Raw genomic sequence first — 23,037 nt, forward strand, 5'->3', positions numbered from 1 at the left:
AACCGAAGGGAACCACCATGGCACTCCTCGACCTTCAGAGCCTTGAGACCCCCGAGACCGACGGCGGCGGCGACCAGAGCAGCCTGAGCCTGCTGGCGTGCGACAAGCACAGCTCCAACAGCTTCCTGCTGTGTCTGTGACGTTGTCTGTGACGTCGACAGACATCTCCGAGGTGTTCTGACGGAGATACGGCCCCGGGCGGCACCGCCTGCCTCCCGGGGCCGTAAGTCTCCCCGTACGAAGAGGAGGGAACCGAGCGCGCATGGACGAGGGCCGTGACCAACACCGCCTGGCCGACCGGCTGCTGCGCGACTCCCTCCGGCACAGCGCGTTCCCCGGTGCGGCGATCCTGGTCCTCAGCACGGCGGGCGCTGTGGCCGGTCTGGCGCTGCCCGCCCTCCTCGGCCGCACCCTCGACCTGCTGCTCTCCGGGCGTCCTGCCACCGCCTGGCTCACCGCCTGCGCGGCCCTCACCTGCTTGCTGGTGGTCCTCGACGCACTCGACGGCCTGCTGACCGGCACCACCAACGCCCGCTCCACCGCTTGGTTCCGCCGACGTCTGCTCGGCCACGTCCTGGCCGCCGGGCCGCGCTGCACGGACCGGGTCCCGCCCGGCGACATCGTGGCCCGCCTGGTCGGCAACGCGGCCCACGCGGGCGGCGCCCCGGCCGCGCTCGCGGGTACGGTCGCCGCCGTCGTGACACCCGTCGGCGGGCTGGTCGCCCTCGCAATCGTCGACCTGTGGACGGCCGGGGCCTTCCTCGTCGGCATGCCGCTGCTCTTCCTGCTGCTGAAAGCCTTCGTCCGGGAGTCGGGCGACAGCGTCGCGCGCTACCAGGAGAGCCAGGGCGAGATCGCCGCACGGCTCGTGGAGGCGGTGGGCGGCGCCCGGACGATCGCGGCCGCGGGCACGGCCCGGCGCGAACAGGCCCGCATCCTGGAGCCGCTGGCGGGGCTCAGCGCCCAGGGCTACCGGATGTGGCGAGTGCAGGGGCGTTCCACCGCGCAGGCCGCCGTGGTCGTGCCCCTGCTCCAGATCGCCGTACTGGCGGTGGCCGGAACTCGCCTGGCGGCAGGCGAGCTCTCGGTGGGCGGGCTGCTCGCCGCGGCCCGGTACGCCGCGCTCGCGACCGGAATCGGCATGCTGGTCGGGCGGCTGAACGGCCTGGTGCGCAGCCGGGGCGCGGCCCGCCGCCTCGCCGGACTGCTCGCCGTACCGGCCACCGCGTACGGCCGGGCGCAGCTGCCCCCCGGCGAAGGCACCCTGGAGCTGCGCGGCATCACGGTCGCCCGCGGGGACCGCACGGTCCTGGACGGCCTCGACCTGACCCTCCCCGGCGGCACCTCGCTGGCCCTCGTGGGCCGCTCCGGATCCGGCAAGTCCACCCTCGCCACGGTCGCGGGCCGCCTCGCCGACCCCGACGCGGGAACCGTCACGCTCGACGGCGTCCCGCTGAGCGAGCTGCCCCACGACGTCCTGCGCCGCGCGGTCGGGTACGCCTTCGAGCGGCCCGCGCTGCTGGGCGGCACGATAGGCGGGACCATCGCCTTCGGCGGGTACGAACCGGACGCGCCGGCCGTACGGAGAGCGGCCTCGGCCGCCTGCGCCGACACCTTCGTACGCCGCCTCCCGCACGGCTACGACACCCCGTGCGCGCAGGCTCCGCTCTCGGGCGGCGAGGCCCAGCGCCTGGGCCTGGCAAGGGCGTTCGCGCACCCGGGGCGGCTGCTGATCCTCGACGACGCGACCTCCAGCCTCGACACGGTCACCGAGCTGCGGATCGGCGAGGCCCTCACCCGTGACGCCGGGGCCGGCACCCGCCTGCTCATCGCGCACCGGGCATCGACGGCGGCCCGCGCCGACCAGGTGGCCTGGCTCCACGAAGGCCGCATCCGCGCGGTCGGCTCGCACGCGCGGCTCTGGCAACTGGACGACTACCGGGCGGTCTTCGCCGACGGAACGGACGGGGCGGACGGAACGGGCGGGGCGAACAATGACGGTTGACGCCACGACCGACACCCCCCGGCTGCGCGCCGAAGGCCTGCGCTTCCTGAGCCGGCGCCGGCCCGTGCTGTTCGCGCTGGCCGGCTGGTCGCTGCTCGAAGCCGCGCAGACGTTCCTCTTCGGGTACGCCCTCGCCCGCGCCCTCGACCACGGGTTCCTCGCGGGCCGGCCGACCACCGGGCTCGGCTGGCTGGCGGTCGCCGCGGTGGCCGTCGCGGCCGGAGCGTACGGCACCGGGCGGGTCTTCCGGGCCGTGTCGGCGCTGGTGGAGCCGCTGCGCGACGGCCTGGTACGCCGAGTCGTCGCGGGCGCGCTGCGGGACGCCGACCATGCGGCGGTGTCCCGGCTCACGCATCAGGTGGAGATCGCCAGGGACACGTTCGCCGGGCTGGTGATGGTCTCGCGGTCGTTCGTCTTCACGGCGGCCGGGGCGCTGGCCGGTCTTGCCTCACTTGCGCCCGTACTCCTGCTCGTCGTGGTGCCGCCGCTCATCCTGGGGCTCGGCCTGTTCCTGGTGACGCTGCGGCCGTTGGCCCGCCGCCAGGAGACGTTCCTCGCCGCCGACGAGGCGGTCGCGCAGAGCCTGGACGCGACGGCGGCCGGACTGCGGGACATCACCGCGGCGGGGGCGCAGGCGCGGACGGCCGCCGAGGCCGACGACCGGTTCACCGACGAGTTCCGCGCCGCACGCACCCTGGCCCGCTGGGGTGTACTGCGGGTGCTCGCGGTGGCGGTGGGCGGCCGGCTGCCGGTGGTCCTGCTGCTGGTGACAGCCCCGTGGCTGCTGAGCCGCGGGGTGACGCCCGGCGACCTGGTCGGCGCCCTCACGTACCTCATGTACGCCCTGCTGCCCGCCCTCCAGAGCCTGATGCAGGCCCTGGGCACAGCAGGCTCCCGCCTGGCGGTGGTCCTCCGCCGCCTGACGGCCCAGGGGCAGAGCATCCCCGGTCCCGGCAGCGCGCTCCCTGCCACGGCAGCCCAGCCCGTCCGGCGTTTGAGGACCGGGGTCTGGGGCGGAGCCCCAGGTCGGGAAGGGGCGGGGTGGGGAAAGAAACCGCCCCGGCCCACCACCCGCGAGCGGGCCGGGGCCGCAGTGGAGTTGCGCCAAGTGACCTTCGCCTACGGGCCGCACGCCGAGCCGGTGTTCCAGGGGCTGGACGTAACCGTCCCGGCCGGTGGCCACCTCACCGTCGTCGGCCCCAGCGGCATCGGCAAGTCCACGCTGACCGCCCTCGTCGCTGGTCTGCTCGTCCCCGACCGCGGCGAGGTCCTGCTCTGCGGAGAGCCCGTGCACGGCGGCGCGCGCCGACGGGTCCTGGTGCCGCAGGAGGCGTACGTCTTCTCCGGCAGCCTCCGTGACAACCTGACCTATCTGTGCCCGGACCCGCCGCCCGATGCCGCCGTTCTCGCCTCGGCCCGCGCTGTCGGGGCGTACGAGCTGCTCCTGCGGCTCGGCGGCCCGGACGCGACGGTAGTCCCCTCCGGACTCTCGGCGGGGGAGCGGCAGTTGATCGCCCTGGCCCGCGCGCACCTGGCACCCGTGCCCGTCGTCCTGCTCGACGAGGCGACGTGCCATCTGGATCCCGCCGCCGAGGCCCGCGCGGAGCGGGCCTTCGCGGAGCGCCCGGACACCACGCTGATCGTCGTCGCCCACCGGATCAGCTCGGCCCGGCGCGCCGACCGCGTGCTCGTGATGGACGGTACGCACGCTGTCTGCGGCACTCACGACGAGCTGATCCGGCGCTCCGCGCTCTACTGCGACCTGGCCGGCGGATGGTCAGAGCCAGCCGGCGCCCTGGGAGATGCGAATGGCGTCCACCCGGTTGCGGGCCCCGGTCTTGCGGGTGATGGCGGCCATGTAGTTGCGCACAGTCCCGTTGGTCAGATGCAGGCTGTGGGCGATCTCCGTGACGCCCGCCCCCTCGGCGGCGAGTGACAGCACGCTCAGCTCACGCGAGGTGAGCGGGCTCCGGGCGGCCTCGAGGAACTCGTACGCGAGGGAGTCGTCGACGAAACGTTTCCCCGACGCCACCAGCCGTATCCCCTCAAGGAGCCGGCCGGTGGGGGCCTCCTTGCTGACGTACCCCTGAGCCCGGGCCTCGTACGCGCGGCGCAGCACTCCCGGCTTGCCGGCGGGGACGAGGGCCAGCAGCGAGCAGCCGGGATACGTGTCCCGCGCGCCCGACGCCTCCGCGGCGGCGTCGAGGGCCGAGGGGCCCGGTCTCAGCCCCGGCCCTTCCGCGTCGACGACGCACACACGCGGCTCTAACGAGCGCGCTGCGGCCGACGCTTCCACCGATGTGCTGGTGGATATGTCGATGTCGTGCTCCTTTTCGAGCAGTGCGGCCAGTCCCGACCGCATCAGACAGATGTCGTGCACGAGAAGAACGCGAATCATGCGGGTCACTACCTGCTCCCCTGGGTCCCGCTGTGTTGCGCTGCATGAACATGGCACGTCGCCCATTAGTACCCGGGACAGCCGGTGTGAAGGGCACGGAATTGAGCCATTGGGGAGCGTGCGAGGGGCACATCGAGCGCACTGCGGGCGCACACGCGCCTGTTACCTGGGGTAACCCGGGTCCGTCAGGTCGATCAGGCGGCACACCGTCTCGATGTCGATCTTCACCTGAGCGATCGACGCCCGGCCGGAAAGCCACGTGATCAGCGCCGAGTGCCAGGTGTGCTCGATGACCCTGACCGCCGAGAGCTGCTCCGGAGTCGGCTGGCCCTTCAGGTCCATCGCGTCCAGGATGATCGCCGTCGTTTGGCGGGAAACGGTGTCCACTTCGGGGCTGACGCTTCGGTCCGCGAAGGTCAGGGCCCGCACCATCGCGTCCGCCAGCTGCGGTTCCCGCTGGAGGGCCCGGAAGGCGCGCATCAAGGTCTCGGCGACCCGCTCGGACGCGCTCTCGCCGGCCGGCGGCCGCTTGCGGAGCGTGGTGTGCATGTGCTGGAGCTGGTCCTGCATGGTGGCGACCAGCAGATGGACCTTGGAAGGGAAGTAGCGGTACAGCGTGCCCAGCGCGACGCCGGCGGCCTCGGCGACCTCGCGCATCTGCACCGCGTCGAAGCCGCCCCGGCTGGCCAACTGCGCGCTGGCATGCAGGATCCGGCGGCGGCGAGCCTCCTGGCGTTCCGTCAGAGGCGGCGACGAGAGGTTGACTGGGTTGACTTCCGCTGTCATGCGTCCCATTCCATGGCATTTGTCTGTACGCCGGGCGTGGGGGACCGGGGCCCCCGGGTGGCACAGCATGGCAGGGCCCCTGTCGTGGCGCGAATCACCTGATCCGGCCGCTTACGGTTGCGCTACCTGCCGGTAGATTCAGAGCTCGTCGGACGCGTGTGGAACGATCGATACTGAAACTTGTTCTAGGTTAACGCCAGCGGCTACGCTCCGGTGAAAGAGCAGTGATGAAGGGGGCCGGGAGTGACCGCTGAGGCCATAGAGGCGAGCCCCCACGCGGGGGACCCCGTCCAGGGCGACCGCCCGCTGCGCATCGCGCTCCTGACGTACAAGGGCAACCCGTTCTGCGGAGGCCAAGGCGTCTACATACGTCACCTCTCGCGCGAGCTCGCACGCCTCGGCCACAGCGTCGAAGTCCTCGGCTCCCAGCCCTACCCCGTACTCGACGAGGGCGTGCCGCTCACCGAACTGGCCAGCCTCGACCTGTACCGCAGCCCCGACCCCTTCCGGACTCCGAAGCGCGACGAATACCGCGACTGGATCGACGCCCTGGAAGTCGCGACGATGTGGACCGGCGGCTTCCCCGAGCCCCTCACCTTCTCGCTCCGCGCCAAGCGCCACCTGGCCGCCCGCCGGGGCGAGTTCGACGTCATCCACGACAACCAGACACTTGGCTACGGCCTGCTCGGCGACCTCGGCGCCCCCCTGGTCACCACCATCCACCACCCCATCACCGTCGACCGGCAGCTCGACCTCGACGCCGCGACCAGCCGCCGTAAGCGCGCCTCCGTACGCCGCTGGTACGGCTTCACGCGCATGCAGAAGCGCGTCGCGCGCCGCCTGCCCTCCGTGCTCACCGTCTCCGGCTCCTCGGAGCAGGAGATCGTCGAGCACCTCGGGGTACGCCCGGACCGTATCCGCGTCGTGCACATCGGCGCGGACACCGGCCTGTGGTCGCCCGACGCGTCCGTCGCCGAGATCCCGGGGCGGATCGTGACGACGTCCAGCGCGGACGTACCGCTCAAGGGCCTCGTCCACCTCGTCGAGGCGCTCGCCAAGCTCCGCACCGAGCAGCCCGACGCGCACCTCGTCGTCGTCGGCAAGCGCGCCGAGGACGGCCCGGTCGCGCAGGCCATCGAGCGGTACGGGCTCCAGGGCGCCGTCGAGTTCGTCAAGGGCATAAGCGACCAGGAGCTCGTCGACCTCGTACGCAGCGCCCAGATCTCCTGCGTCCCCTCCCTGTACGAGGGCTTCTCGCTGCCCGCCGCCGAGGCGATGGCCACCGGCACCCCGCTCGTCGCCACCACCGGCGGCGCGATCCCCGAGGTCGCCGGAACGGACGGCGAGACCTGCCTCGCCGTACCGCCGGGCGACGCGGGCGCGCTGGCCGCCGCTCTCGGCCGGCTGCTGGGCGACCCCGAACTGCGCCGGCGGCTGGGCGCGGCGGGGCGCAACCGCGTGCTGGAGCGCTTCACCTGGGCCAAGGCCGCCCAGGGCACCGCGGACCTCTACCGTGAGCAGATCGCGTCCCACCGTGCCGTGCGCGGGGGAGCCCGGTCGGTGAGAGTGCGTTGACGCGGACCCCGCACCACCCCGGCCGCCCCGGGGCCCCAGCCATACGCGCCCGGCGGACCGGCGCCGTAACCCACCCCCACCCGGAAGGGCAGACCCCGTGCTGACCGTGGACTTCTCCCGCTTCCCGCTCGCCGCGGGCGATCGCGTACTCGACCTGGGCTGCGGCGCGGGCCGGCACGCCTTCGAGTGCTACCGGCGCGGCGCCCAGGTCGTGGCCCTCGACCAGAACGGCGAGGAGATCCGCGAGGTCGCCAAGTGGTTCGCCGCCATGAAGGAGGCCGGTGAGGCCCCGGCGGGCGCCACCGCCACCGCCATGGAGGGCGACGCGCTCAACCTCCCCTTCCCCGACGCCTCCTTCGACGTCGTGATCATCTCCGAGGTCATGGAGCACATCCCCGACGACAAGGGGGTGCTGGCCGAGATGGTGCGCGTACTGAAGCCGGGCGGGCGCATCGCGGTGACCGTGCCGCGCTACGGGCCCGAGAAGATCTGCTGGGCGCTGAGCGACGCGTACCACGAGGTCGAGGGCGGCCACATCCGCATCTACAAGGCCGACGAGCTGCTCGGCAAGATGCGCGAGGCAGGCCTGAAGCCGTACGGCACGCACCACGCGCACGCACTGCACTCGCCCTACTGGTGGCTGAAGTGCGCGTTCGGCGTGGACAACGACAAAGCGCTGCCGGTCCGGGCGTACCACAAGCTGCTGGTCTGGGACATCATGAAGAAGCCCGCCGCGACGCGGATAGCCGAGCAGCTGCTGAACCCGGTGGTCGGCAAGAGCTTCGTGGCGTACGCGACCAAGCCGCACCTGCCGGCGTCAGCGGTAGCGGCGGCCGCCAAGTGACTGGGCTCTGGCGCGGCCCCGAGCGTACGGAACACCTCGTCCTGCCCGGTGTTCTGACCGCCGACGAGGCCGCCGAGACCGTGGCCGGGATCCTCGCCGCACAGCGCGAGGACGGCGCCATCCCGTGGTTTCGTGGCCACCACCTCGACCCGTGGGACCACACCGAGGCCGCCATGGCGCTCGACGCGGCCGGCGAGCACGACGCCGCCGCACGTGCCTACGAGTGGCTGGCGAGGCACCAGAACGCGGACGGCTCCTGGTACGCGGCGTACGACGACGGTGACGCGGAGCGCGTCACCGACCGGGGCCGCGAGAGCAACTTCTGCGCGTACATCGCCGTCGGGGTCTGGCACCACTACCTCGCGACCGGTGACGACGCGTTCATCGACCGCATGTGGCCGGTTGTCTACGCGGCGACGGAGTTCGTGCTGGGGCTCCAGCAGCCGGGCGGCCAGATCGGCTGGAAGCGGGAAGATGACGGTACGCCCGTCAACGACGCGCTGCTGACCGGCAGTTCCTCCATCCACCAGGCACTGCGCTGCGCGCTCGCGGTTGCCGAGCAGCGCGAAGAGCCGCAGCCGGACTGGGAGCTGGCGGTGGGCGCGCTGCGCCATGCCATTCAGCGCCACCCGGAGCGGTTCCTGGACAAGAGCCGCTACTCGATGGACTGGTACTACCCGATCCTCACGAGCGCGATCACGGGAGTGGACGCCAAGGCCCGTATCGAGGCGGACTGGGACCGGTTCGTCGTCCCGGGGATGGGCGTGCGCTGCATCGTCCCCAACCCGTGGGTGACCGGCGGCGAAAGCTGCGAGCTCGCGCTCGCCCTGTGGGTGATGGGGGAGTCGGACCGGGCGCTGGAGATCCTCCAGTCGATCCAGCACCTGCGGGCACCGGGCGGCATGTACTGGACGGGGTACGTCTTCGAGGGCAACCGGGCCGTATGGCCCGAGGAACTCACCACCTGGACGGCGGGCTCGCTGCTGCTGGCGGTGGCCGCCCTGGGGGGAGACGAGGCGACCACCGCTGTCTTCAGCGGCGAACGGCTGCCGCTGGGCCTGGACCCGGACTGCTGCTGACCGCTGGACTCAGTGGCGGCGCAGAACGTTCGCCAGCGCGTGTCCGGCGAAGAGGTACACGATCGCCGCGAGGCCGTAACCGGCCACGACGCGCGCCCACGCCTCGTCGAAGGTGAACAGGTCCCACGACCAGCCGGCCAGCCAGCGGGCGGCGTCCTGGAGGAAGTTCACCAGGTCGTTCGCCCGGTTCGCGTCGAGTAGGTACATCAGGATCCAGAGGCCGATGATTCCGGCCATGATGTCGGCGACGACGATGATGATCGTCGCCGCCCGGTTACTTCCGCTGCGCTGACTCGGGGACATGTCGAACGTCTTGCCGTTTTCAGCCACCTGAAACGTAGAGTGCGTGGATGACTGATCTGGTGCACGCCCGTTACTGCGACGAAATCGTCCGGCAGACAGACCTGCTGAGGGCCACGCTGGTCGGCGCGGACCTGAGCACGAAGGTGCCGACCTGCCCCGAGTGGACCTTGGGCCACGTCGCGCGGCACGTGGGCGGCGCGCACCGCCGGGTCGAGACGATCGTACGGACGAAGGCTTCCGCGGACGTCCCCGAGGACGAGGTCCCTGACTTCACCGGCCCCGGCGACGCCGAACCGGCCGCCTTGGACGCGTGGTTGGCGCAGGGCGCGCAGAAGGCCGCCGATACGCTGCGGGCGGCCGGGCCCAAGGCCAAGGTGTGGTCCTGGAGCGCGGATCGCAGCGCTGCCTTCTGGGCGCGCCGTATGACGCACGAGACGGTGATCCACCGCGCGGACGCGGCCATCGCCGCCGGCATCACCTTCGAGGTGGCCCACGACGTCGCGGCGGACGCCATCGACGAGTGGCTGGGGATCGTCGCCTGGTCGCAGTCCACCGGCGCCGACGAGGAGGCGAACGCGCTGCGCGGAGCCGGCCGCTCCATCCACCTCCACGCGACGGACGCGCCCGACGCGCTCGACGCCGAGTGGCTGATCGAGTTCGGCGAGGACGGCTTCACCTGGCGCCACGGCCACGAGAGGGCCACGGTGGCCCTGCGCGGCCCGCTCGCCGACGTACTCCAGGCCTTCTACCGGCGGCTGCCCGCCGACAGCGACCGGGTGGAGGTCCTGGGCGACGCGGAACTGCTGGACTTCTGGCTGGCGCGGGCGTCCTTCGGCTGAGCCGACCGCTATGCGGCGTGCGGTACGAAGGCCAGCTGCCGCAGCAGAGGCAGCGTCGGTGCGGCGCCACCGCCCTCGATCTGCTCGACTTCGGCCTCGGTGAGACCGGCCCTCCGGGCCAGTTCGGCCTCCGAGATACCGAGCGCGACGCGGAAGTCGTACACCGCCTGACCGAGGGCGATCGAGGCGCCCGCTTCGATGTACGCAGGGTCGACGCGGTGCTCGTCCGGGATCTTCCACTCGGTGTGGTAGCCGCCGCTCATCCTTTGCTCCTCGGTCGCCTACAGGTCGTCCGGCAGGAGCCGGAAGGCCTTGTGTGCGGACAGGGGCCGGATGGTGCGGAAGTCTTTCCTGTCCAGGGTGAGAACAGCGTCCGTCGCGTACTCCCGCGCCAGCACCGTGATCACGGCGTCGGTGAGGTCCAGTTCGAGATCGTGGTACCGCCGCTGGGTCAAGCGGGCGTCGGACAGCACATCGGCGCCCGTTTCGCCGATCAGGTACCGGCCCGACCGTGCCTGGGTCAGGATCTGGTCGATCACGGCGCCCGCGGCTTGCTGGCCGAAACGTCCGCTCACCAGGTGATCGAGTTCCGCCAGGACGAGCGGCGCGATGACGACGAGTCCTGCCGTGTCCATGACCTCACGGGCCCGTGTGTGATCGGGGCAGCTCCGGTCGATGGATGCGATGATCCCCGAGGTGTCGGCGATGACAATCACGGACGCCTCTCGTCCCACGAGCCGAAGCCGCTGTCCCGCAGGAGGCTGTCCGAGTTCTCGGCGAAGGCCGGGTCACCGCTCTCGAAAACAGGCAGCCCGGCGGGCTCCTCCCAGGTCCGGTTCTGGGCGATGGCCAGACGTACGCCCTCGCGGATCAGTTCGGCCTCGCTTATTCCCTTGAGCGAGGCGATGTTCTTGAGCGCGCGAAGGTCTTCCTCTTCGAGGTACACGGTCGTCCGCTTGAGGCTCATATGCGTATGGTACCTCTGCCATACGCAGCGTCGGGCTTTAGCCGTTCAGGTCGGCCAGTACCCGCAAGGTGTGCGGGTCCGGAGCAGTGATGAGGAGGTCGGTCACCGGGCCCTTGCGCCAGAGCTCCAGGCGCTCCGCGATGCGCTCGCGCGGGCCGACCAGGGAGATCTCGTCGGCGAACGCGTCGGGGACCGCCAGGACCGCCTCCTCCTTGCGGCCCGCGAGGAACAACTCCTGGACGCGGCGCGCCTGCGCCTCGAAGCCCATGCGGGCCATCAGGTCGGCGTGGAAGTTGCGGGCCGCGTGGCCCATGCCGCCGATGTAGAAGCCCAGCATCGCCTTGACCGGCAGCAGGCCTTCGGCGACGTCGTCGCAGACCTGCGCCCGTGCCATCGGCGCGATCATGAAGTCGGCGGGGACGGCGGCAAGCGACGCCGCGTACACGTCGGTGCGCATCGGTGACCAGTAGAGCGGGAGCCAGCCGTCGGCGATGCGGGTCGTCTGGGCGATGTTCCTGGGGCCCTCAGCGCCGAGGAGGAGAGGGAGGCCGGCCCGGAGCGGATGCGTGATCGGCTTGAGCGCCTTGCCGATGCCGGTCGCGTCCGCGCCCCGGTAGGGGAGCGGGTGGAACCGGCCGTCCAGCTCAACGGGGGCTTCGCGCCTGAGCACTTGGCGGATCACGTCGACGTACTCACGGGTCGCGGTCAGCGGGCTGGCGGGGAACGGCCGCCCGTACCAGCCCTCGACGACCTGCGGCCCCGAAAGCCCGAGCCCGAGCATCATCCGGCCGCCGGAGAGGTGGTCGAGCGTGAGGGCGTGCATGGCCGTGGCGGTGGGTGTGCGGGCGGCCATCTGCGCGACGGCGGTGCCGAGCCTGATGCGTGAGGTGTGCGCCGCGATCCAGGTGAGCGGGGTGAACGCGTCGGAGCCCCACGCCTCGGCGGTCCACACGGAGTCGTACCCGAGGCGCTCGGCCTCGCGGGCCAGGTCGAGATGGGCGGGGGCGGGGCCGCGGCCCCAGTAGCCGAGAGCGAGTCCGAGGCGCATCGCTGATCCCGTCTGACGGTTCGTCAGGACATGGTGACCGGGCGACTGTACGACAACGGCCCCCCGCCCGGAAGGGGCGAGGGGCCGTGGCCGTTGCGTTGTGGCGAGCGGGGCCTCAGCCGCGCTGGATGCCGGTGGTGTCCTGAAGGACTCCGCGGCGGCCGTCCTGCGTCTGGGCGACCAGACCGGGACCGCGCTGCTCCACCGCCAGGTACCAGGTGCCGGGCGCGAGCTCGGCGATCGGCGTCGGCGAACCGTCCTCGGCGTACAGCGGACGGGCGACCGGAACCGCGAACCAGAACGGCGCGAAGTCGGCGGCGGCAGTAGCGGGCGCTGCGGCCTGCTGCGCCGGGGCCGCCTGCTGCTGCGCGGCCTGGGGCTGGCCCTGCTGCGGCTGGGGCTGCGCACCGTACGGCTGCGGCTGGCCCGGCTGACCGCCGTAGGGCGGCTGCTGGGCGCCGGGGTAGCCGTAGCCACCGGGGCCCGGCTGACCGGGCTGGCCACCGTACGGCTGCGCGACCTGCGGCTTCGGGGCGGGCATGAGCGGGGCCTTGAGTGCCGGGACGAGCGGGGCGGCAACGGCGCCGACGGCGAGGATCAGCACCGCGAGCAGGCCGAGGATCTGACCGGGGCCGGAGTTGCTGCCGTCGATGATCGTCCAGAAGGCGGTCCAGGCGGCGAACACGGCGAACGCGACGCCGAACTGGCCCAGGTCGATACCGGCGATCTTGCGCTGCTGCGGCATCGAACGGGACACCACGATGAGCGCCGCCGCGATGACGCCGGCGAGGTAGATGCTCATCAGAAGGGCCAGGCTGTCCCAGGCGTTGTAGGAGTCGAGGGAGGCCGGAGGGCAGAACTCGCCCGAGCAAGCCGGCTTGTCGTACGACTTGAAATCGAGGAACGAGGCGATGAACAGCACCACCGCTGCTCCGATCACCACGCCGTCGCCTCGAGTGAGGGAGCGGATGTTCACTTTGAAGGTCCTTAGTGGGTCGACTCGTCGGGGCGGCACAGTGTGAAGCTCGGGGGCAGCTCCCCATCGTACGGATGAATCTATCGTCCCCCCGGGCAGGGTCGGCCGCCCGGTATCAGCCTTACCCGTTGAGGTAACTGCCGATGCCGTCGGCGATTCCCTGCGCCGCCTTCTGGCGCCAGCCCTCGTTCGTCAGCAGGGCAGCGTCCTTCGGATCACGCATATTGCCGCATTCGATGAACACCTTGGGCACAGTCGACAGATTGAGGCCGCCGAGGTCCTTGCGTACGTCCAACGCCGTACCGTCGCCCACGTAGTTGGACGGAGCGCTGCCGGTCGCCTGGACGAACTTGCCCGCGATGCGCGTGCCGAGTTCGCGCGAAGGGCCGACGATCTTCGCGGTGTCCGCGGCGCCGTCCTTCACCAGGGCGGGCAGGATGACGTGGAAGCCGCGGTTGCCGACCGCCGAGCCGTCGGCGTGGACGGAGACGACGGCGTCGGCCTTCGCCTCGTTGCCGATACGGGCCCGCTCGTCCACGCAGGGTCCGTACGGGCGGTCGTCGTTCTGCACAAGCTTCACCGTCGCGCCCTGCTCTTCGAGGAGGGCGCGCAGGCGGCGCGAGACGTCCAGGGTGAATGAGGCCTCGGTGTAGCCGCCGTTGGTCGATGTGCCGGTGGTGTCGCACTCCTTGCGGTGCGTGCCGACGTCGACGAGTTTGTTGATTTCGCGCGTGTGGCGGAAATTGCCCGGATTGTGGCCGGGGTCGACCACCACGACCTTGCCGGCGAGCGGCCCGGTCCCGTCCGGCTTCTCGTCCTTCTTGGTTTCGGAAGGGGAAGCGGTTGCCGCGGGGGGCGACGTGGGCGCCGATGGTTTCGCGTCGGTGGGCGGCGACGCGGACCGGCTCTGGCTCGGCAGCGGAACCACCTTCGGCGGCTCGGCGTCACCGGGACCGCTCATCGCCTGCCACACGAGCCAGCCCGCCAGGGCGGTCGGGACCAGCGCGGCGACCGCGACGGTGACATTCCCGCGGCCGAGGCGGCGAGGAGGGGTGGAGGGAGTGGGGGAAGCGGGGGGCTGGCTGTCGTACGACACCCGGCGATGCTATCCGGGCCGGTCAGATCCCCGGCGAAACGCGGCGCAGGACGCGCAGAGAGTCGGTCACCGAGATTTCGGTGAAGGCGCCGGACGCGAGGGCGCGCTGATGCACGCGATACGGGGCCTGGCCGCCGTCCGCCGGGTCCGGGAAGACGTCGTGGATGACGAGCAGCCCGCCGGTCGCTACGTGCGGGGCCCAGCCCTCGTAGTCGCCGTTCGCGTGCTCGTCGGTGTGTCCGCCATCGATGAAGACGAGCCCGACCTTGCCGCCCCACACGGCCGCGACCTGCGGCGATCGCCCGACGACCGCGATCACGTGGTCTTCGAGGCCCGCCTTGCGCAGCGTGCGGCGGAAGGTGGGGAGGGTGTCCATCAGGCCGACCTCCGGGTCCACGACGGTCGGGTCGTGGTACTCCCAGCCGGGCTGCTGCTCCTCGCTGCCCCGGTGGTGGTCGACGGTCACGGCGACCGTGCCGGCCTCGCGGGCGGCGTCGGCGAGCAGGATCGTGGAGCGCCCGCAGTACGTGCCGACCTCCAGCAGCGGCAGCCCGAGCGCACCGGCTTCGGTGGCCGCGGCGTACAGGGCGAGCCCTTCACGTACCGGCATGAAGCCCTTGGCGGCGGCGAAGGCGTCGAGCGTCTCGGGCTTGGGCGCGGCGGCGGCCATGGGATTCTCCTACTGGTCGGTACGTACAGGCCGCCCATTATTGCTTCACGTCGCACTCGAACCACACCGTCTTGCCGCCGGGCATCGGCACCGTGCCCCAGCGGTCGGTCACGGCCTCGACCAGCAGCAGTCCCCGCCCGCCCTCGGCGAGCTCGTCGCCTCCGCCGCCCGTCGCGTGCGCCGGTCGGGGGCACCTGTCCGTGACCTCCACCCGCAGTCCGCCCGGCTGCCGCAGGATGAGGAGCGTGCAGTGGCGGCCGGGCACGTGCCGTACGACGTTGGCGACGAGCTCGGTGAGCGCGAGTTCGGCGGCGTCGGTGACCTCGGCCATGTCCCAGCGAGCCAGAAACGTGCGCAAGATGCGCCGCATGTGTCGCGCTGAGTGTTCGCCGACGGTGAAGCCCATGCGGTAACTGGCGTCAATTTGCGCCGATGAATGGGCAGTTACGTGATTCATGCCACCAGGATGGCGTGGCGCGATTACGCTCGGCTACTGACCGAAACGAACGCCGCACGGCGTGAACTTGGGGGGTGGCCGCCACCATGGTCAACATCCGCGACCTCGATCCCAGCGCATCACCGCTGGACTACTACGGCTCCGAACTGCGTCGCCTGAGAGAGGCGGCCGGACTCAAGCAGGGGCAGCTCGGCGACATCGTCTTCTGTACGGGCTCACTGATCGGCCAGGTGGAAACGGCACGGAAGGTGCCGACCCGCGACTTCTCGGAACGGATCGACGCGGCGCTGGGGACGGGCGGGACGTTTTCGCGGCTGTTGGGGCTGGTGCTGCGGAGTCAGTTGCCGCATTGGTTCCAGCCGTATGCGGAGATGGAGGCGCGGGCGACGTACATCTCCACGTTCCAGACACAGGTGGTGTACGGGCTCCTCCAGACGCGGGAGTATGCGCGAGCCTTGCTGAGCATCGGCCATCCGGGCAAGCTCGACGAGATGGTAGCGGCCCGCATGGAGCGCCAGCGCATTCTGGATCCGCACCATCCGCCGGTGATTTGTGTGGTGCTGGACGAGGCTCTGCTGCATCGGGAGGTCGGCAGCAGCGAGATCATGCGGAAGCAACTCGGCCGCCTGTTGGCCTCCCGCGACGAGAAGTGGCTACAGCTCCAGGTGCTTCCGTTCTCCGTGGGGCAACACCCCGGAATGATCGGCGCGTTCAACCTTCTGCGGTTCGATGACGACCCGGACCTCTTCTACGCGGAGACGTATGACGCGCCCTACATGACGGCCAATCCACAACTGATCAGGGATCGTTCGGTCGGTTACGCTCGCCTTCAGGCGGAAGCACTCTCCCCTCGGGAGTCGGCAACTCTGATCGCCCGCGTAATGGAGGAGCGTTATGGCCACGAACCAGGATCTGACGGGCGCGCAATGGCGTAAGTCGTCGTACAGCAGCACCAGCGGTGGCGACTGCGTCGAGTGCGCCCCGCTCGGCGCCGCCGCCTGGCGCAAGTCGTCGTACAGCGGCAGCTCCGGCGGTGAGTGCGTCGAGGTCGCCGCTCAGCCCTGCCGTATCGCCGTCCGCGACTCCAAGCACCCCGAAGGGCCCGCTTTCGCCGTCGCTCCCGCTGCCTTCGCGGCCTTCGTCACGGCGGCTGCCGAGGGCGGCCTCTGAGGGGCGTCGCCACACAGTGAGAGCCCGGCAGGCACGCGCCTGCCGGGCTCTCACTGCCGCCCGTACTTGGCGGTCACAGATATTGGCCGCGAGCCGGCACTGAATATCGGACGAGGGTTACCACCAGCCGGTGCACTGCACCGGGCTGCCATTGCCGCGACTGCCGCACGCGCGGAATCGCCAGTTGGTGCTGTTGTCGGTGCGCTGGGCGGCGGTGGTCAGCGGATCGCCCAGCCGGGTGGCGCGGAAGGGGCCGCACTGGACCCAGTTGCGTCCGCCGTCGACCGTCCAGTCCATCCAGACCTCATCCCCTGCCCAGGGACCGGTCAGCGACGCGAAGCCCCGGATCTCTCCGTTGATCCTGGCGTGCTTCAACGTGATCCTTCCGGGCCAGGACGCTCCGGGGTGCAAGTCGAAGTGGTAGCCGGGACCGACTTCAACTCCCGACTGGTTGTCGGGGATGTCGACGAATCCCCTGGCTCCTCGCTCGCAGTCCTGTGGAGAGGCCTGTGCGGTGGCGGGCATGGCGGCGGTCAGTCCACCTGCGATCAACACTGCGGCACACACCGCACGAGTCGCCGCGCCCAAGGTGAGCTTGATCATGACTGTGCTTCTCCTGACGACAGGCAGCGAAGGCTGCGTCCGTGGTCGGTGGTCGGTGGTCGGTGCGCGCCCCGGCGCAGCCGCACACTGCGGCTGCGCCGGTCTCAGCGCGTCAGCAGTAGTTGCCCCAGCGGTGCGAGGCGACGTTGTTGTCCATGTACTCGCCGCCTCCATTGCCGTTGTACGGGAAGCGGTCGTAGCGCATGTCCATGAGGTAGTTGCCGTTGCCCAGGCAGTAGGCGGCGCCGACGTTGCCACGGTCCCAATACAGCAGTACGTCCTCGTAGGCGCCCGCGTAGCCGTTGTTGTGCACGGAGGAGGCCTGGTTGCGCATGTTCCGGTCTGCCCAGTCGGAGCTGCTGTTGACCCAGGTAACCTGACGGCCGCCCTTCCACGAGTGCTCCCACGCGTAGAGGAGACCGTCCGCGGCCTGGGCGGCGGTGCCTATCTGGGCGGCGGTGCCGGCCTGCGCGGGCGCCGGCGCGGGGGCGGCGGCTTGTGCGGTGGTGGGTGCCAGCCCGAGTGCGGTGACGACCGCAGCCGTGGCGAGCAGGAACCTGCCTCGGTTCATCGACATGAATATTCCCCTCGTTGATTCGCTGTCGTATCTCTCACCCCGCCTTGCCCGGGGCAGCAGTGGTCTGCGGACCCGGTGCGGGAGTTTCTGGGTGCCTGGCCCGTCAGGGGGCCAGCACGTCTCGTGCTCGCGGCAGCGCGTTGGTCCGCAGGCGCTCCACCCGGTCCACCGCTTCTCGGTGCTCTTGGCGCAGTGCCTGGTCGTGGCGGCGGTCCAGGCGTACGGCGACGGCGGACAGGCCGCTGCTGAGCGCGCACCGGGCTTCCTGGGCGGCGACCCGGGTTTCCGCCGCCAGGTCACCGGTCTTCGCGTCCCGCAGGAACTCGGCCTTGCTCTGCGACGGGTCGCGGTAGGCGTGCCCGCTCGCCCGCATACAGGTCGACCATTTTGTGACCGCCCGGCCGAACTCCGGGTCCGCGAGCACCCGTTCGTACCTGTGCGCCTTCAGGTTCGCGACCAGCGTGCTCGCCGCGTACCAGCCGGGAAGATCGCCGTACAGCTTCTGCCAGGCCTCCGCCCTGCACCCGGTGGCGCTGTGTCCCATGACCATCCCGCTGGGCAGCCGCGATGTCAGCTGCTGCGAATCCGTGCGGGTGCCGTTGAGGGCGGTGATCGCGGCTCGTCTCCGTTCCTGGGACAGTCCACGCAGGTACACCTGGTTCGGGTCCTTGGCGCGCAGCCGGCCGATCCGCGCGTTCAGAGTGCTCCCGTAGCCGTACTGGCTCGCCCACGCCGGATCGTCGACGACGTAGGGGAACTCCCGCGACTCGGGCATCGGCTTCGCGGACTCGGCCCAGTACCTGAAGCCGGCCGCTGCCATGCATCTGCGCCGCAGTTCCTGTTCCGCGTCGTGCAGGAGCGTCAGCTCGCCCGTCGTGGACGGCCTCGCAGCCGTGGTGGCCGCGCCGGAGGTCTTCTGCGGGGCGGTTGCGGCTGTCCGTGCGCCGGAGCAGCCTGTGGACAGGAGCTGCAGGGCGAGGAGCGCTGCCGCGGCGACCAGTGCGTTCCTGTGAAGGCGTGCCATCACCTGCCCTCCCCTCAACAGACCCGGACGCCGGGAAGCTGGTTGTCGGGTGACTTGATGTAGATGTTGGTCATGTAACCGCCGTACTGAGGCAGGTACGCCCACCAGGAGTTGGTGTACGGCGGCACGGTGACCGTCTGCCCCTGCTTCTGGCAGGAGACCAGTACCTCCACACCGGCGGGCAGGGTGGTCAGGGTGGCGGATTCCGTGGTTGCCCCGGCCCGGACACGGACACCGGAGCTCCAGGTTCCGAACCACGTGCCCGCGGGCTTCTGCGCACCGGGCACGACGAGCGAGCGAGTGAGTCTGCCCAGGTCGGAGTAGGCCTTGCCGTACGTGGTGCCGTCCGGGTGCAGGGTGAGGACGGCCACGATGGCCCGGTCACCGGCACCGACGGTGCCGGTGGTGTGCAGTGCCGGGCGGGTCAGGTCCACACCGTTCGCCGCCGTGGTACGGGCGTCGGCGGACGCGTCGGCGGGAGCCTTGGCGGTGGTCGGTGCGGCGGTGCAGCCACCCGAGCTGAACTCGGACCATCCCTGCTTGACCGCCCACGGGCGCTCGAAGGCTTCCGCGATGCCGAAGTACTGGTCGAAGCCGTCAGTCGCGCAGCGCGTCGACCGCCGCAGGTTTCCCATCACGTAGTCGCGCAGGGGCGTGGGTGCCCTGTCCAGCAGGTAACGGTAGATCCGTACGGTGTCGGAGGCCGTGACAGCGGTGTAGCCCCAGTAGCCGGGATGCGTCGATGGGGGACGGCTTGTGTGAGTCAGGCCCAGCCGGGTGACCATCCGGTCGATGATGGCGCCCTGGCCGTTCTGCACCCAGTAGTGACTCGCCGCGTCGTCATTGCTGCTGCGCAGCATCGCGTCCAGCCGCGTGCGGTCGGCGGCGGGGATGTCGTACGCGGGGCCCTTGTCCCACAAGTGGTCCAGCGTGATCAGCAGCTTCACCACGGATGCCGACCGGAACGGCATCGTGGTGTTCAGCTGCTCGGTGAAGGTCCCGGTCTGCCGGTCGAAGACGGCGACCCCGGCGGTGACTCCTGCGGGCACCTCGGACGACGCCGTCGTCCGGTCGGGCTCGCCGGTGCTCGGTGCCCGGTGCGACGCCGCTGACGTGGCCGATGCGGCCGACACCGGTGCGAGACACACGCAGGCGAGCAGGAGAGCTAGGCAGGCGCGTAGTCCGCCGACTCCGTGCGCCCGAAACTGCCGTGAACGAAACATGGTGATCCCCGTCATTGCCACGTGTTCAGCAGGTCTGCCCCCCGATGCCGGCGGATGGTCAGTCAGACGGCGGGGCGATTGAGACACTCGCACAGGAGGCAGCCCGTGTCATGGACACGGGCATGAGACAACACAGGCCACTGATAAGGGAATCACCATGGTCGCAGGTAGTGACGCGGGGCGGTCGGCCGAGGGCAACGCGGTTGTGCGCGGGGGAAGCGGCGGGAGCGGGGCGGGGGAGCCGACGATCCACCAGTTGCGGTTGTTCCTGGCGCTGAGTGAGGAGCTCCACTTCAGCCGTACCGCGAAGCGGTTGTTCATGACGCAGTCCGCACTCAGCCAGCAGATCCGAGACCTGGAGAAGCGTCTGGGCATACGGCTGCTGGAGCGCACCAGCCGTACCGTCGAACTCACCCCGGCCGGCCAGGCCCTGCTCCCGGAGATCGGGGCGTCGGTCGCGGCCACGGACCGATTACGCCGGGCGGCCGATGCCCAACTGCGCCAGCTCTCCGGGCAGCTGGTGGTCGGTGCCATCGGCGCCGAGGCCGCCATGCCGCACACGCGTGCCGTGCTTCAGGCGCTGCACGCACGCCATCCCGCCATCGGGATACGGATCGTCAGCCTCAACTTCGTCGACCACGTGGCCGCCCTGATCCAGGACGAGGTCGATGTGGTCTTCCTGCGCCCGCCGGTTCCCGAGGGCATCGAACTGCACCATCTCGCCACCGAGCCCCGCGTCGCCTGCCTGTCGGCCGACGACCCCTTGGCGGCCCTGGAGCGCATCACGCTCGCCCAGCTCGCCAACCACCCGGTCGTCGACGTTCCGGCACGAGCCCCGCGGGTCTGGTGGGACTTCTGGGCGGTGGACCCGCGACCCGACGGCACCCCCGTACGGTACGGGCCCGTCGTCACGGACATGGAGGCCCTGCTGCACGCCGTCGCCCACGGGCAGGCCATGTGCTTCCTGCCGGCGGCCGCCCGGCATTTCTTCCCCCGGCCGGGCGTGCGGTATGTCGACGTCGTCGACCTGCCCCCGTCCCACTCGGCGCTGGCATGGCTGGAGAAGAACCGGACTCGGCCCACCGTCCTCGCCGTCCGCCGTGCCGCGCGATCGCTCCGCAGTAGCAGCGAGACCGAGTATCCATGGGACGGCGACGGCTGACCGATCAGTCTCCTGACCTTCCGTCAGATTGAAACGTGTTCTAGTCTGCCGCGCATGGGTATCGGAATCACGCGAGAGCATCGCGACCTGGCGGACTCCGTACGCCGCCGGCTCGCGCGGGCCGTGCCGCCCGAGGCTGTGCGGAAGGTGCTCGACGGGGCGGGGGAGCGGCGGCCCTGGTACTGGGACGGAGCGGCGGAGCAGGGCCTGCTCGGGCTGCACCTGCCCGAGGAGTACGGCGGAGGGGGTGGCGGACTCCTCGACCTCGCTGTCGTGCTGGAGGAGACCGGGCGGTCCGCGCTGCCGGGGGCGTATCTGCCCAGCGTCCTCGCCTCGGCCGTACTCCACCGGGCCGGGCAGCGCGACCTGGCGGCCGGTCTCGCGGACGGCGGGCGGATCGGGGCCGTGGCGCTGGGCCCAGGGACGCTCACGGCCGTGCCGGCGGGCGGCGGCGGTTACGTACTCGACGGGGCCGCGCCGCCGGTCCTCGCCGGGGCGCAGGCCGACCTGATCCTGCTGGCCGCCGAGTCGGCGCGCGGCCCGCTGACGCTCGCCGTGGACGCCTCGGCACTTACCGTGCGCGCGCAGGAGAGTGCCGACCCGGCCAGGCCGACGGCCGAGGTCGTGGCCCGGGGCGTGGCGGTCCCGGCCGGGCGGGAGCTCGGTGTGGACACCGTGCTCGTACGGGACCTGGCGGCCGTGCTGTACGCGGCCGAGGCGTGCGGGACCGCGGGGTGGGCCCTGGACACGGCCGTCGCGTACGCGAAAGTGCGTGAGCAGTTCGGGCGTCCCATCGGACAGTTCCAAGCCGTCAAGCACCTGTGCGCCGACATGCTCGTCCGCGTCGAACAGGCGCGGGCCCTGGTGTGGGACGCGGCGCGGGCCGCCGACGAGCCGGCGTGCGAGCCCGGCGTACGTACGCTCACCGCCGCGCTCGCCGCGTCGACCGCACTCGACGCCGCCTTCACCTGCGCCAAGGACTGCGTCCAGATCCTCGGCGGCATCGGCTTCACGTGGGAACACGACGCCCACCTGTATCTGCGCCGGGCGCTGGTCGCGCGGCAACTGCTCGGCCCGGGCGACGAGCACCGGCTGCGCGCCGCACGCCTCGCGTCGGCCGGCGCGCGGCGCGAGCTGCGGCTGGAGCTGCCGCCGGAGGCCGACGCGTACCGGCAGCAGGCGAGGGAGGCGATCGAGGGGGCGCGCGGCCTCGACCCGGGCGCCGCGCGGCGTGCGCTGGCGTCCACGGGGTACGCCGCCCCGCACCTGCCCGCGCCGTACGGGCTGGGGGCGGGGCCCGTACAGCAGCTCGCCGTACAGCAGGAGATGCGAGCGGCCGGGGTGAAGGTGAGCGATCTGGGGATCGCCACCTGGGTCGTACCGTCGCTGATCGCGTACGGGACGCCGGAGCAGCAGCAGCGCTATCTCGGGCCGACGTTGCGTGGCGAGGTGCTGTGGTGCCAGCTGTTCTCGGAGCCGGAGGCCGGGTCGGACCTGGCGTCGCTGCGGACGAGGGCCGAGAAGACGGCGGACGGGTGGCGCGTCAACGGGCAGAAGGTGTGGACGAGCGCGGCGCAGTGGGCGGACTACGGGATCCTGCTCGCCCGTACGGACCCGGACGCGCCGAAGCACAAGGGGCTTACGTACTTCCTCGTCGACATGAAGGCGGCGGCGGACGGCATCGACATCCGTCCGTTGAAGGAGATCACCGGGGAATCGCTCTTCAACGAGGTCTACTTCGACGACGTACTGCTGCCGGACGACGCGGTGGTCGGGGAGGTGGGCGGCGGCTGGCAGGTCGCCCGTAACACCCTGGGCAACGAGCGGGTCCACATGGCCGACCAGGTGGCCTTCGACACGGGACTCGAAACGCTGATCGCGGGGTCGGCGGAACTCGACGACGTCTACAGGGCGCGTATCGGGGCGCTCGCCGCCGAGGCGCACGCCCTGGCCTGCATCGGGCTGCGTACGACGACGCAGCAGGTGTCGGGCCTGGAACCCGGCGCGGGAGCGAGCGTACGCAAACTCGTCCAGACCCCCCACCAGCAGAAGGTCGCCGAACTCGCCCTCGAACTGCTCGGCCCGCAGGGCGCGGTGCGCGAGGGGGCGGGGGAGCGGGCCGTGCACGGCTTCCTGATGTCGCGTTGCCTGACGATCGCGGGCGGCACGACGCAGGTCCAGCTCAATGTCGTCGCCGAGCGGATCCTCGGCCTGCCGCGTGACTGAAGGGAGCTC

Annotated in this window: 25 protein-coding genes and 1 pseudogene; 11 read left to right on the plus strand and 15 right to left on the minus strand. The window is 71.2% G+C overall.

All coding sequences use genetic code 11. The features are described from left to right. The first annotated feature begins 17 nt into the window (after positions 1–17). From ABZX79_RS15470 to ABZX79_RS15480, 3 genes are all read left to right on the plus strand, one after another. Positions 18–140, plus strand: coding sequence for a SapB/AmfS family lanthipeptide (locus tag ABZX79_RS15470; RefSeq protein ID WP_214968735.1), 123 nt, complete (start codon positions 18–20; stop codon positions 138–140). Positions 141–262: 122 nt separating this feature from the next. After that, positions 263–2,005, plus strand: coding sequence for an ABC transporter ATP-binding protein (locus ABZX79_RS15475; RefSeq protein ID WP_355256597.1), 1,743 nt, complete (start codon positions 263–265; stop codon positions 2,003–2,005). Next, entirely contained in the window at positions 1,995–3,941 is a 1,947-nt protein-coding gene (locus ABZX79_RS15480; protein WP_355256600.1) for an ABC transporter ATP-binding protein, read from the plus strand. Before ABZX79_RS15475 ends, ABZX79_RS15480 begins: the two co-directional genes overlap by 11 nt. Here the strand turns inward: ABZX79_RS15480 and ABZX79_RS15485 are convergent. Together ABZX79_RS15485 and ABZX79_RS15490 are read right to left on the minus strand one after the other, a co-directional pair. Then, a pseudogene (locus tag ABZX79_RS15485) lies at positions 3,867–4,469 on the minus strand (response regulator transcription factor); the annotation flags it as partial. The gene ABZX79_RS15480 and the pseudogene ABZX79_RS15485 sit on opposite strands and share 75 nt — an antisense overlap. A gap of 96 nt (positions 4,470–4,565) precedes the next feature. Next, complete coding sequence (locus ABZX79_RS15490) at positions 4,566–5,189, minus strand: TetR family transcriptional regulator (protein ID WP_355256603.1); 624 nt, start codon at positions 5,187–5,189, stop codon at positions 4,566–4,568. Between the two features lie 243 nt (positions 5,190–5,432). Between ABZX79_RS15490 and ABZX79_RS15495 the strand changes: the two genes are divergently transcribed. From ABZX79_RS15495 to ABZX79_RS15505, 3 genes are all read left to right on the plus strand, one after another. Beyond that, positions 5,433–6,764, plus strand: a complete 1,332-nt coding sequence (locus tag ABZX79_RS15495) for a glycosyltransferase family 4 protein (protein WP_355256606.1) — start codon at positions 5,433–5,435, stop codon at positions 6,762–6,764. A gap of 97 nt (positions 6,765–6,861) precedes the next feature. After that, a complete protein-coding gene (locus ABZX79_RS15500; RefSeq protein WP_355256609.1) occupies positions 6,862–7,608 on the plus strand; it encodes a class I SAM-dependent methyltransferase in 747 nt (248 codons plus the stop codon). Then, entirely contained in the window at positions 7,605–8,687 is a 1,083-nt protein-coding gene (locus tag ABZX79_RS15505) for a prenyltransferase (protein ID WP_355256611.1), read from the plus strand. The genes ABZX79_RS15500 and ABZX79_RS15505 overlap by 4 nt, the downstream gene beginning before the upstream one ends. Before the next feature lie 9 nt (positions 8,688–8,696). Here the strand turns inward: ABZX79_RS15505 and ABZX79_RS15510 are convergent, their stop codons facing one another. Beyond that, the gene (locus tag ABZX79_RS15510) at positions 8,697–8,990 is read right to left on the minus strand and encodes a hypothetical protein (protein ID WP_355257084.1); all 294 of its coding nucleotides are present in this window, start codon (positions 8,988–8,990) and stop codon (positions 8,697–8,699) included. Between the two features lie 47 nt (positions 8,991–9,037). On the opposite strand from ABZX79_RS15510, the gene ABZX79_RS15515 reads away from it, so the two are divergent. Continuing rightward, positions 9,038–9,829 carry a maleylpyruvate isomerase family mycothiol-dependent enzyme gene (locus ABZX79_RS15515; protein WP_355256614.1) on the plus strand — a complete coding sequence of 264 codons (792 nt, stop codon included), beginning with the start codon at positions 9,038–9,040 and terminating at the stop codon, positions 9,827–9,829. 8 nt (positions 9,830–9,837) lie between these two features. Here ABZX79_RS15515 and ABZX79_RS15520 read toward each other — a convergent pair whose 3' ends face one another. From ABZX79_RS15520 to ABZX79_RS15555, 8 genes are all read right to left on the minus strand, one after another. Continuing rightward, positions 9,838–10,092, minus strand: coding sequence for a helix-turn-helix transcriptional regulator (locus ABZX79_RS15520; RefSeq protein WP_355256617.1), 255 nt, complete (start codon positions 10,090–10,092; stop codon positions 9,838–9,840). An 18-nt stretch (positions 10,093–10,110) separates the two neighbouring features. Further along, positions 10,111–10,545 carry a PIN domain-containing protein gene (locus ABZX79_RS15525; RefSeq protein ID WP_355256620.1) on the minus strand — a complete coding sequence of 145 codons (435 nt, stop codon included), beginning with the start codon at positions 10,543–10,545 and terminating at the stop codon, positions 10,111–10,113. After that, positions 10,542–10,796 carry a CopG family transcriptional regulator gene (locus ABZX79_RS15530; protein ID WP_355256623.1) on the minus strand — a complete coding sequence of 85 codons (255 nt, stop codon included), beginning with the start codon at positions 10,794–10,796 and terminating at the stop codon, positions 10,542–10,544. The genes ABZX79_RS15525 and ABZX79_RS15530 overlap by 4 nt, the downstream gene beginning before the upstream one ends. Before the next feature lie 37 nt (positions 10,797–10,833). Beyond that, positions 10,834–11,844: an LLM class F420-dependent oxidoreductase gene (locus ABZX79_RS15535; protein WP_355256626.1), complete on the minus strand. Its 1,011-nt coding sequence runs from the start codon at positions 11,842–11,844 to the stop codon at positions 10,834–10,836. A 115-nt stretch (positions 11,845–11,959) separates the two neighbouring features. Beyond that, positions 11,960–12,820 (minus strand): DUF5336 domain-containing protein, encoded by an 861-nt coding sequence (locus tag ABZX79_RS15540; RefSeq protein ID WP_355256629.1) that lies wholly within the window; start codon positions 12,818–12,820, stop codon positions 11,960–11,962. A 121-nt stretch (positions 12,821–12,941) separates the two neighbouring features. After that, positions 12,942–13,916 carry an N-acetylmuramoyl-L-alanine amidase gene (locus ABZX79_RS15545; protein ID WP_355256632.1) on the minus strand — a complete coding sequence of 325 codons (975 nt, stop codon included), beginning with the start codon at positions 13,914–13,916 and terminating at the stop codon, positions 12,942–12,944. A 22-nt stretch (positions 13,917–13,938) separates the two neighbouring features. Beyond that, positions 13,939–14,586: a class I SAM-dependent methyltransferase gene (locus ABZX79_RS15550; RefSeq protein WP_355256635.1), complete on the minus strand. Its 648-nt coding sequence runs from the start codon at positions 14,584–14,586 to the stop codon at positions 13,939–13,941. A gap of 37 nt (positions 14,587–14,623) precedes the next feature. Further along, complete coding sequence (locus ABZX79_RS15555) at positions 14,624–14,992, minus strand: ATP-binding protein (protein ID WP_355257087.1); 369 nt, start codon at positions 14,990–14,992, stop codon at positions 14,624–14,626. A 137-nt stretch (positions 14,993–15,129) separates the two neighbouring features. Between ABZX79_RS15555 and ABZX79_RS15560 the strand changes: the two genes are divergently transcribed. Further along, positions 15,130–15,978, plus strand: a complete 849-nt coding sequence (locus tag ABZX79_RS15560; RefSeq protein WP_355257089.1) for a helix-turn-helix transcriptional regulator — start codon at positions 15,130–15,132, stop codon at positions 15,976–15,978. Further along, entirely contained in the window at positions 15,938–16,213 is a 276-nt protein-coding gene (locus ABZX79_RS15565; RefSeq protein WP_355256638.1) for a DUF397 domain-containing protein, read from the plus strand. Before ABZX79_RS15560 ends, ABZX79_RS15565 begins: the two co-directional genes overlap by 41 nt. A gap of 117 nt (positions 16,214–16,330) precedes the next feature. Here the strand turns inward: ABZX79_RS15565 and ABZX79_RS15570 are convergent, their stop codons facing one another. The 4 genes from ABZX79_RS15570 to ABZX79_RS15585 all read right to left on the minus strand — a co-directional run bounded on the left by ABZX79_RS15570 (position 16,331) and on the right by ABZX79_RS15585 (position 19,565). Next, positions 16,331–16,816 (minus strand): hypothetical protein, encoded by a 486-nt coding sequence (locus ABZX79_RS15570; protein WP_355256641.1) that lies wholly within the window; start codon positions 16,814–16,816, stop codon positions 16,331–16,333. 112 nt (positions 16,817–16,928) lie between these two features. Further along, positions 16,929–17,393 carry a hypothetical protein gene (locus ABZX79_RS15575; protein WP_355256643.1) on the minus strand — a complete coding sequence of 155 codons (465 nt, stop codon included), beginning with the start codon at positions 17,391–17,393 and terminating at the stop codon, positions 16,929–16,931. A gap of 103 nt (positions 17,394–17,496) precedes the next feature. After that, positions 17,497–18,417 carry a hypothetical protein gene (locus ABZX79_RS15580; RefSeq protein ID WP_355256645.1) on the minus strand — a complete coding sequence of 307 codons (921 nt, stop codon included), beginning with the start codon at positions 18,415–18,417 and terminating at the stop codon, positions 17,497–17,499. Between the two features lie 14 nt (positions 18,418–18,431). Further along, positions 18,432–19,565, minus strand: coding sequence for a hypothetical protein (locus tag ABZX79_RS15585; protein WP_355256648.1), 1,134 nt, complete (start codon positions 19,563–19,565; stop codon positions 18,432–18,434). A gap of 232 nt (positions 19,566–19,797) precedes the next feature. Here ABZX79_RS15585 and ABZX79_RS15590 point away from each other — a divergent pair, with 232 nt between their 5' ends. Both ABZX79_RS15590 and ABZX79_RS15595 read left to right on the plus strand, forming a co-directional pair. Continuing rightward, a complete protein-coding gene (locus tag ABZX79_RS15590; protein WP_355256651.1) occupies positions 19,798–20,802 on the plus strand; it encodes a LysR family transcriptional regulator in 1,005 nt (334 codons plus the stop codon). A gap of 54 nt (positions 20,803–20,856) precedes the next feature. Continuing rightward, complete coding sequence (locus tag ABZX79_RS15595; protein ID WP_355256654.1) at positions 20,857–23,028, plus strand: acyl-CoA dehydrogenase; 2,172 nt, start codon at positions 20,857–20,859, stop codon at positions 23,026–23,028. The last annotated feature ends 9 nt before the right edge of the window (positions 23,029–23,037 follow it).

The sequence above is a fragment of the Streptomyces sp. NPDC002994 genome, from assembly GCF_040611155.1.
GTDB lineage: Bacteria > Actinomycetota > Actinomycetes > Streptomycetales > Streptomycetaceae > Streptomyces.

Coding starts and splice junctions, on each gene's coding strand:
- ABZX79_RS15470 (WP_214968735.1), top strand. CDS start 18: ATGGCACTCCTCGACCTTCAGAGCCTTGAGACCCCCGAGACCGACGGC.
- ABZX79_RS15475 (WP_355256597.1), top strand. CDS start 263: ATGGACGAGGGCCGTGACCAACACCGCCTGGCCGACCGGCTGCTGCGC.
- ABZX79_RS15480 (WP_355256600.1), top strand. CDS start 1,995: ATGACGGTTGACGCCACGACCGACACCCCCCGGCTGCGCGCCGAAGGC.
- ABZX79_RS15490 (WP_355256603.1), bottom strand. CDS start 5,189: ATGACAGCGGAAGTCAACCCAGTCAACCTCTCGTCGCCGCCTCTGACG.
- ABZX79_RS15510 (WP_355257084.1), bottom strand. CDS start 8,990: ATGTCCCCGAGTCAGCGCAGCGGAAGTAACCGGGCGGCGACGATCATC.
- ABZX79_RS15515 (WP_355256614.1), top strand. CDS start 9,038: ATGACTGATCTGGTGCACGCCCGTTACTGCGACGAAATCGTCCGGCAG.
- ABZX79_RS15520 (WP_355256617.1), bottom strand. CDS start 10,092: ATGAGCGGCGGCTACCACACCGAGTGGAAGATCCCGGACGAGCACCGC.
- ABZX79_RS15530 (WP_355256623.1), bottom strand. CDS start 10,796: ATGAGCCTCAAGCGGACGACCGTGTACCTCGAAGAGGAAGACCTTCGC.
- ABZX79_RS15535 (WP_355256626.1), bottom strand. CDS start 11,844: ATGCGCCTCGGACTCGCTCTCGGCTACTGGGGCCGCGGCCCCGCCCCC.
- ABZX79_RS15550 (WP_355256635.1), bottom strand. CDS start 14,586: ATGGCCGCCGCCGCGCCCAAGCCCGAGACGCTCGACGCCTTCGCCGCC.
- ABZX79_RS15555 (WP_355257087.1), bottom strand. CDS start 14,992: ATGGGCTTCACCGTCGGCGAACACTCAGCGCGACACATGCGGCGCATC.
- ABZX79_RS15560 (WP_355257089.1), top strand. CDS start 15,130: ATGGTCAACATCCGCGACCTCGATCCCAGCGCATCACCGCTGGACTAC.
- ABZX79_RS15565 (WP_355256638.1), top strand. CDS start 15,938: ATGGCCACGAACCAGGATCTGACGGGCGCGCAATGGCGTAAGTCGTCG.
- ABZX79_RS15570 (WP_355256641.1), bottom strand. CDS start 16,816: ATGATCAAGCTCACCTTGGGCGCGGCGACTCGTGCGGTGTGTGCCGCA.
- ABZX79_RS15575 (WP_355256643.1), bottom strand. CDS start 17,393: ATGTCGATGAACCGAGGCAGGTTCCTGCTCGCCACGGCTGCGGTCGTC.
- ABZX79_RS15580 (WP_355256645.1), bottom strand. CDS start 18,417: ATGGCACGCCTTCACAGGAACGCACTGGTCGCCGCGGCAGCGCTCCTC.
- ABZX79_RS15590 (WP_355256651.1), top strand. CDS start 19,798: ATGGTCGCAGGTAGTGACGCGGGGCGGTCGGCCGAGGGCAACGCGGTT.
- ABZX79_RS15595 (WP_355256654.1), top strand. CDS start 20,857: ATGGGTATCGGAATCACGCGAGAGCATCGCGACCTGGCGGACTCCGTA.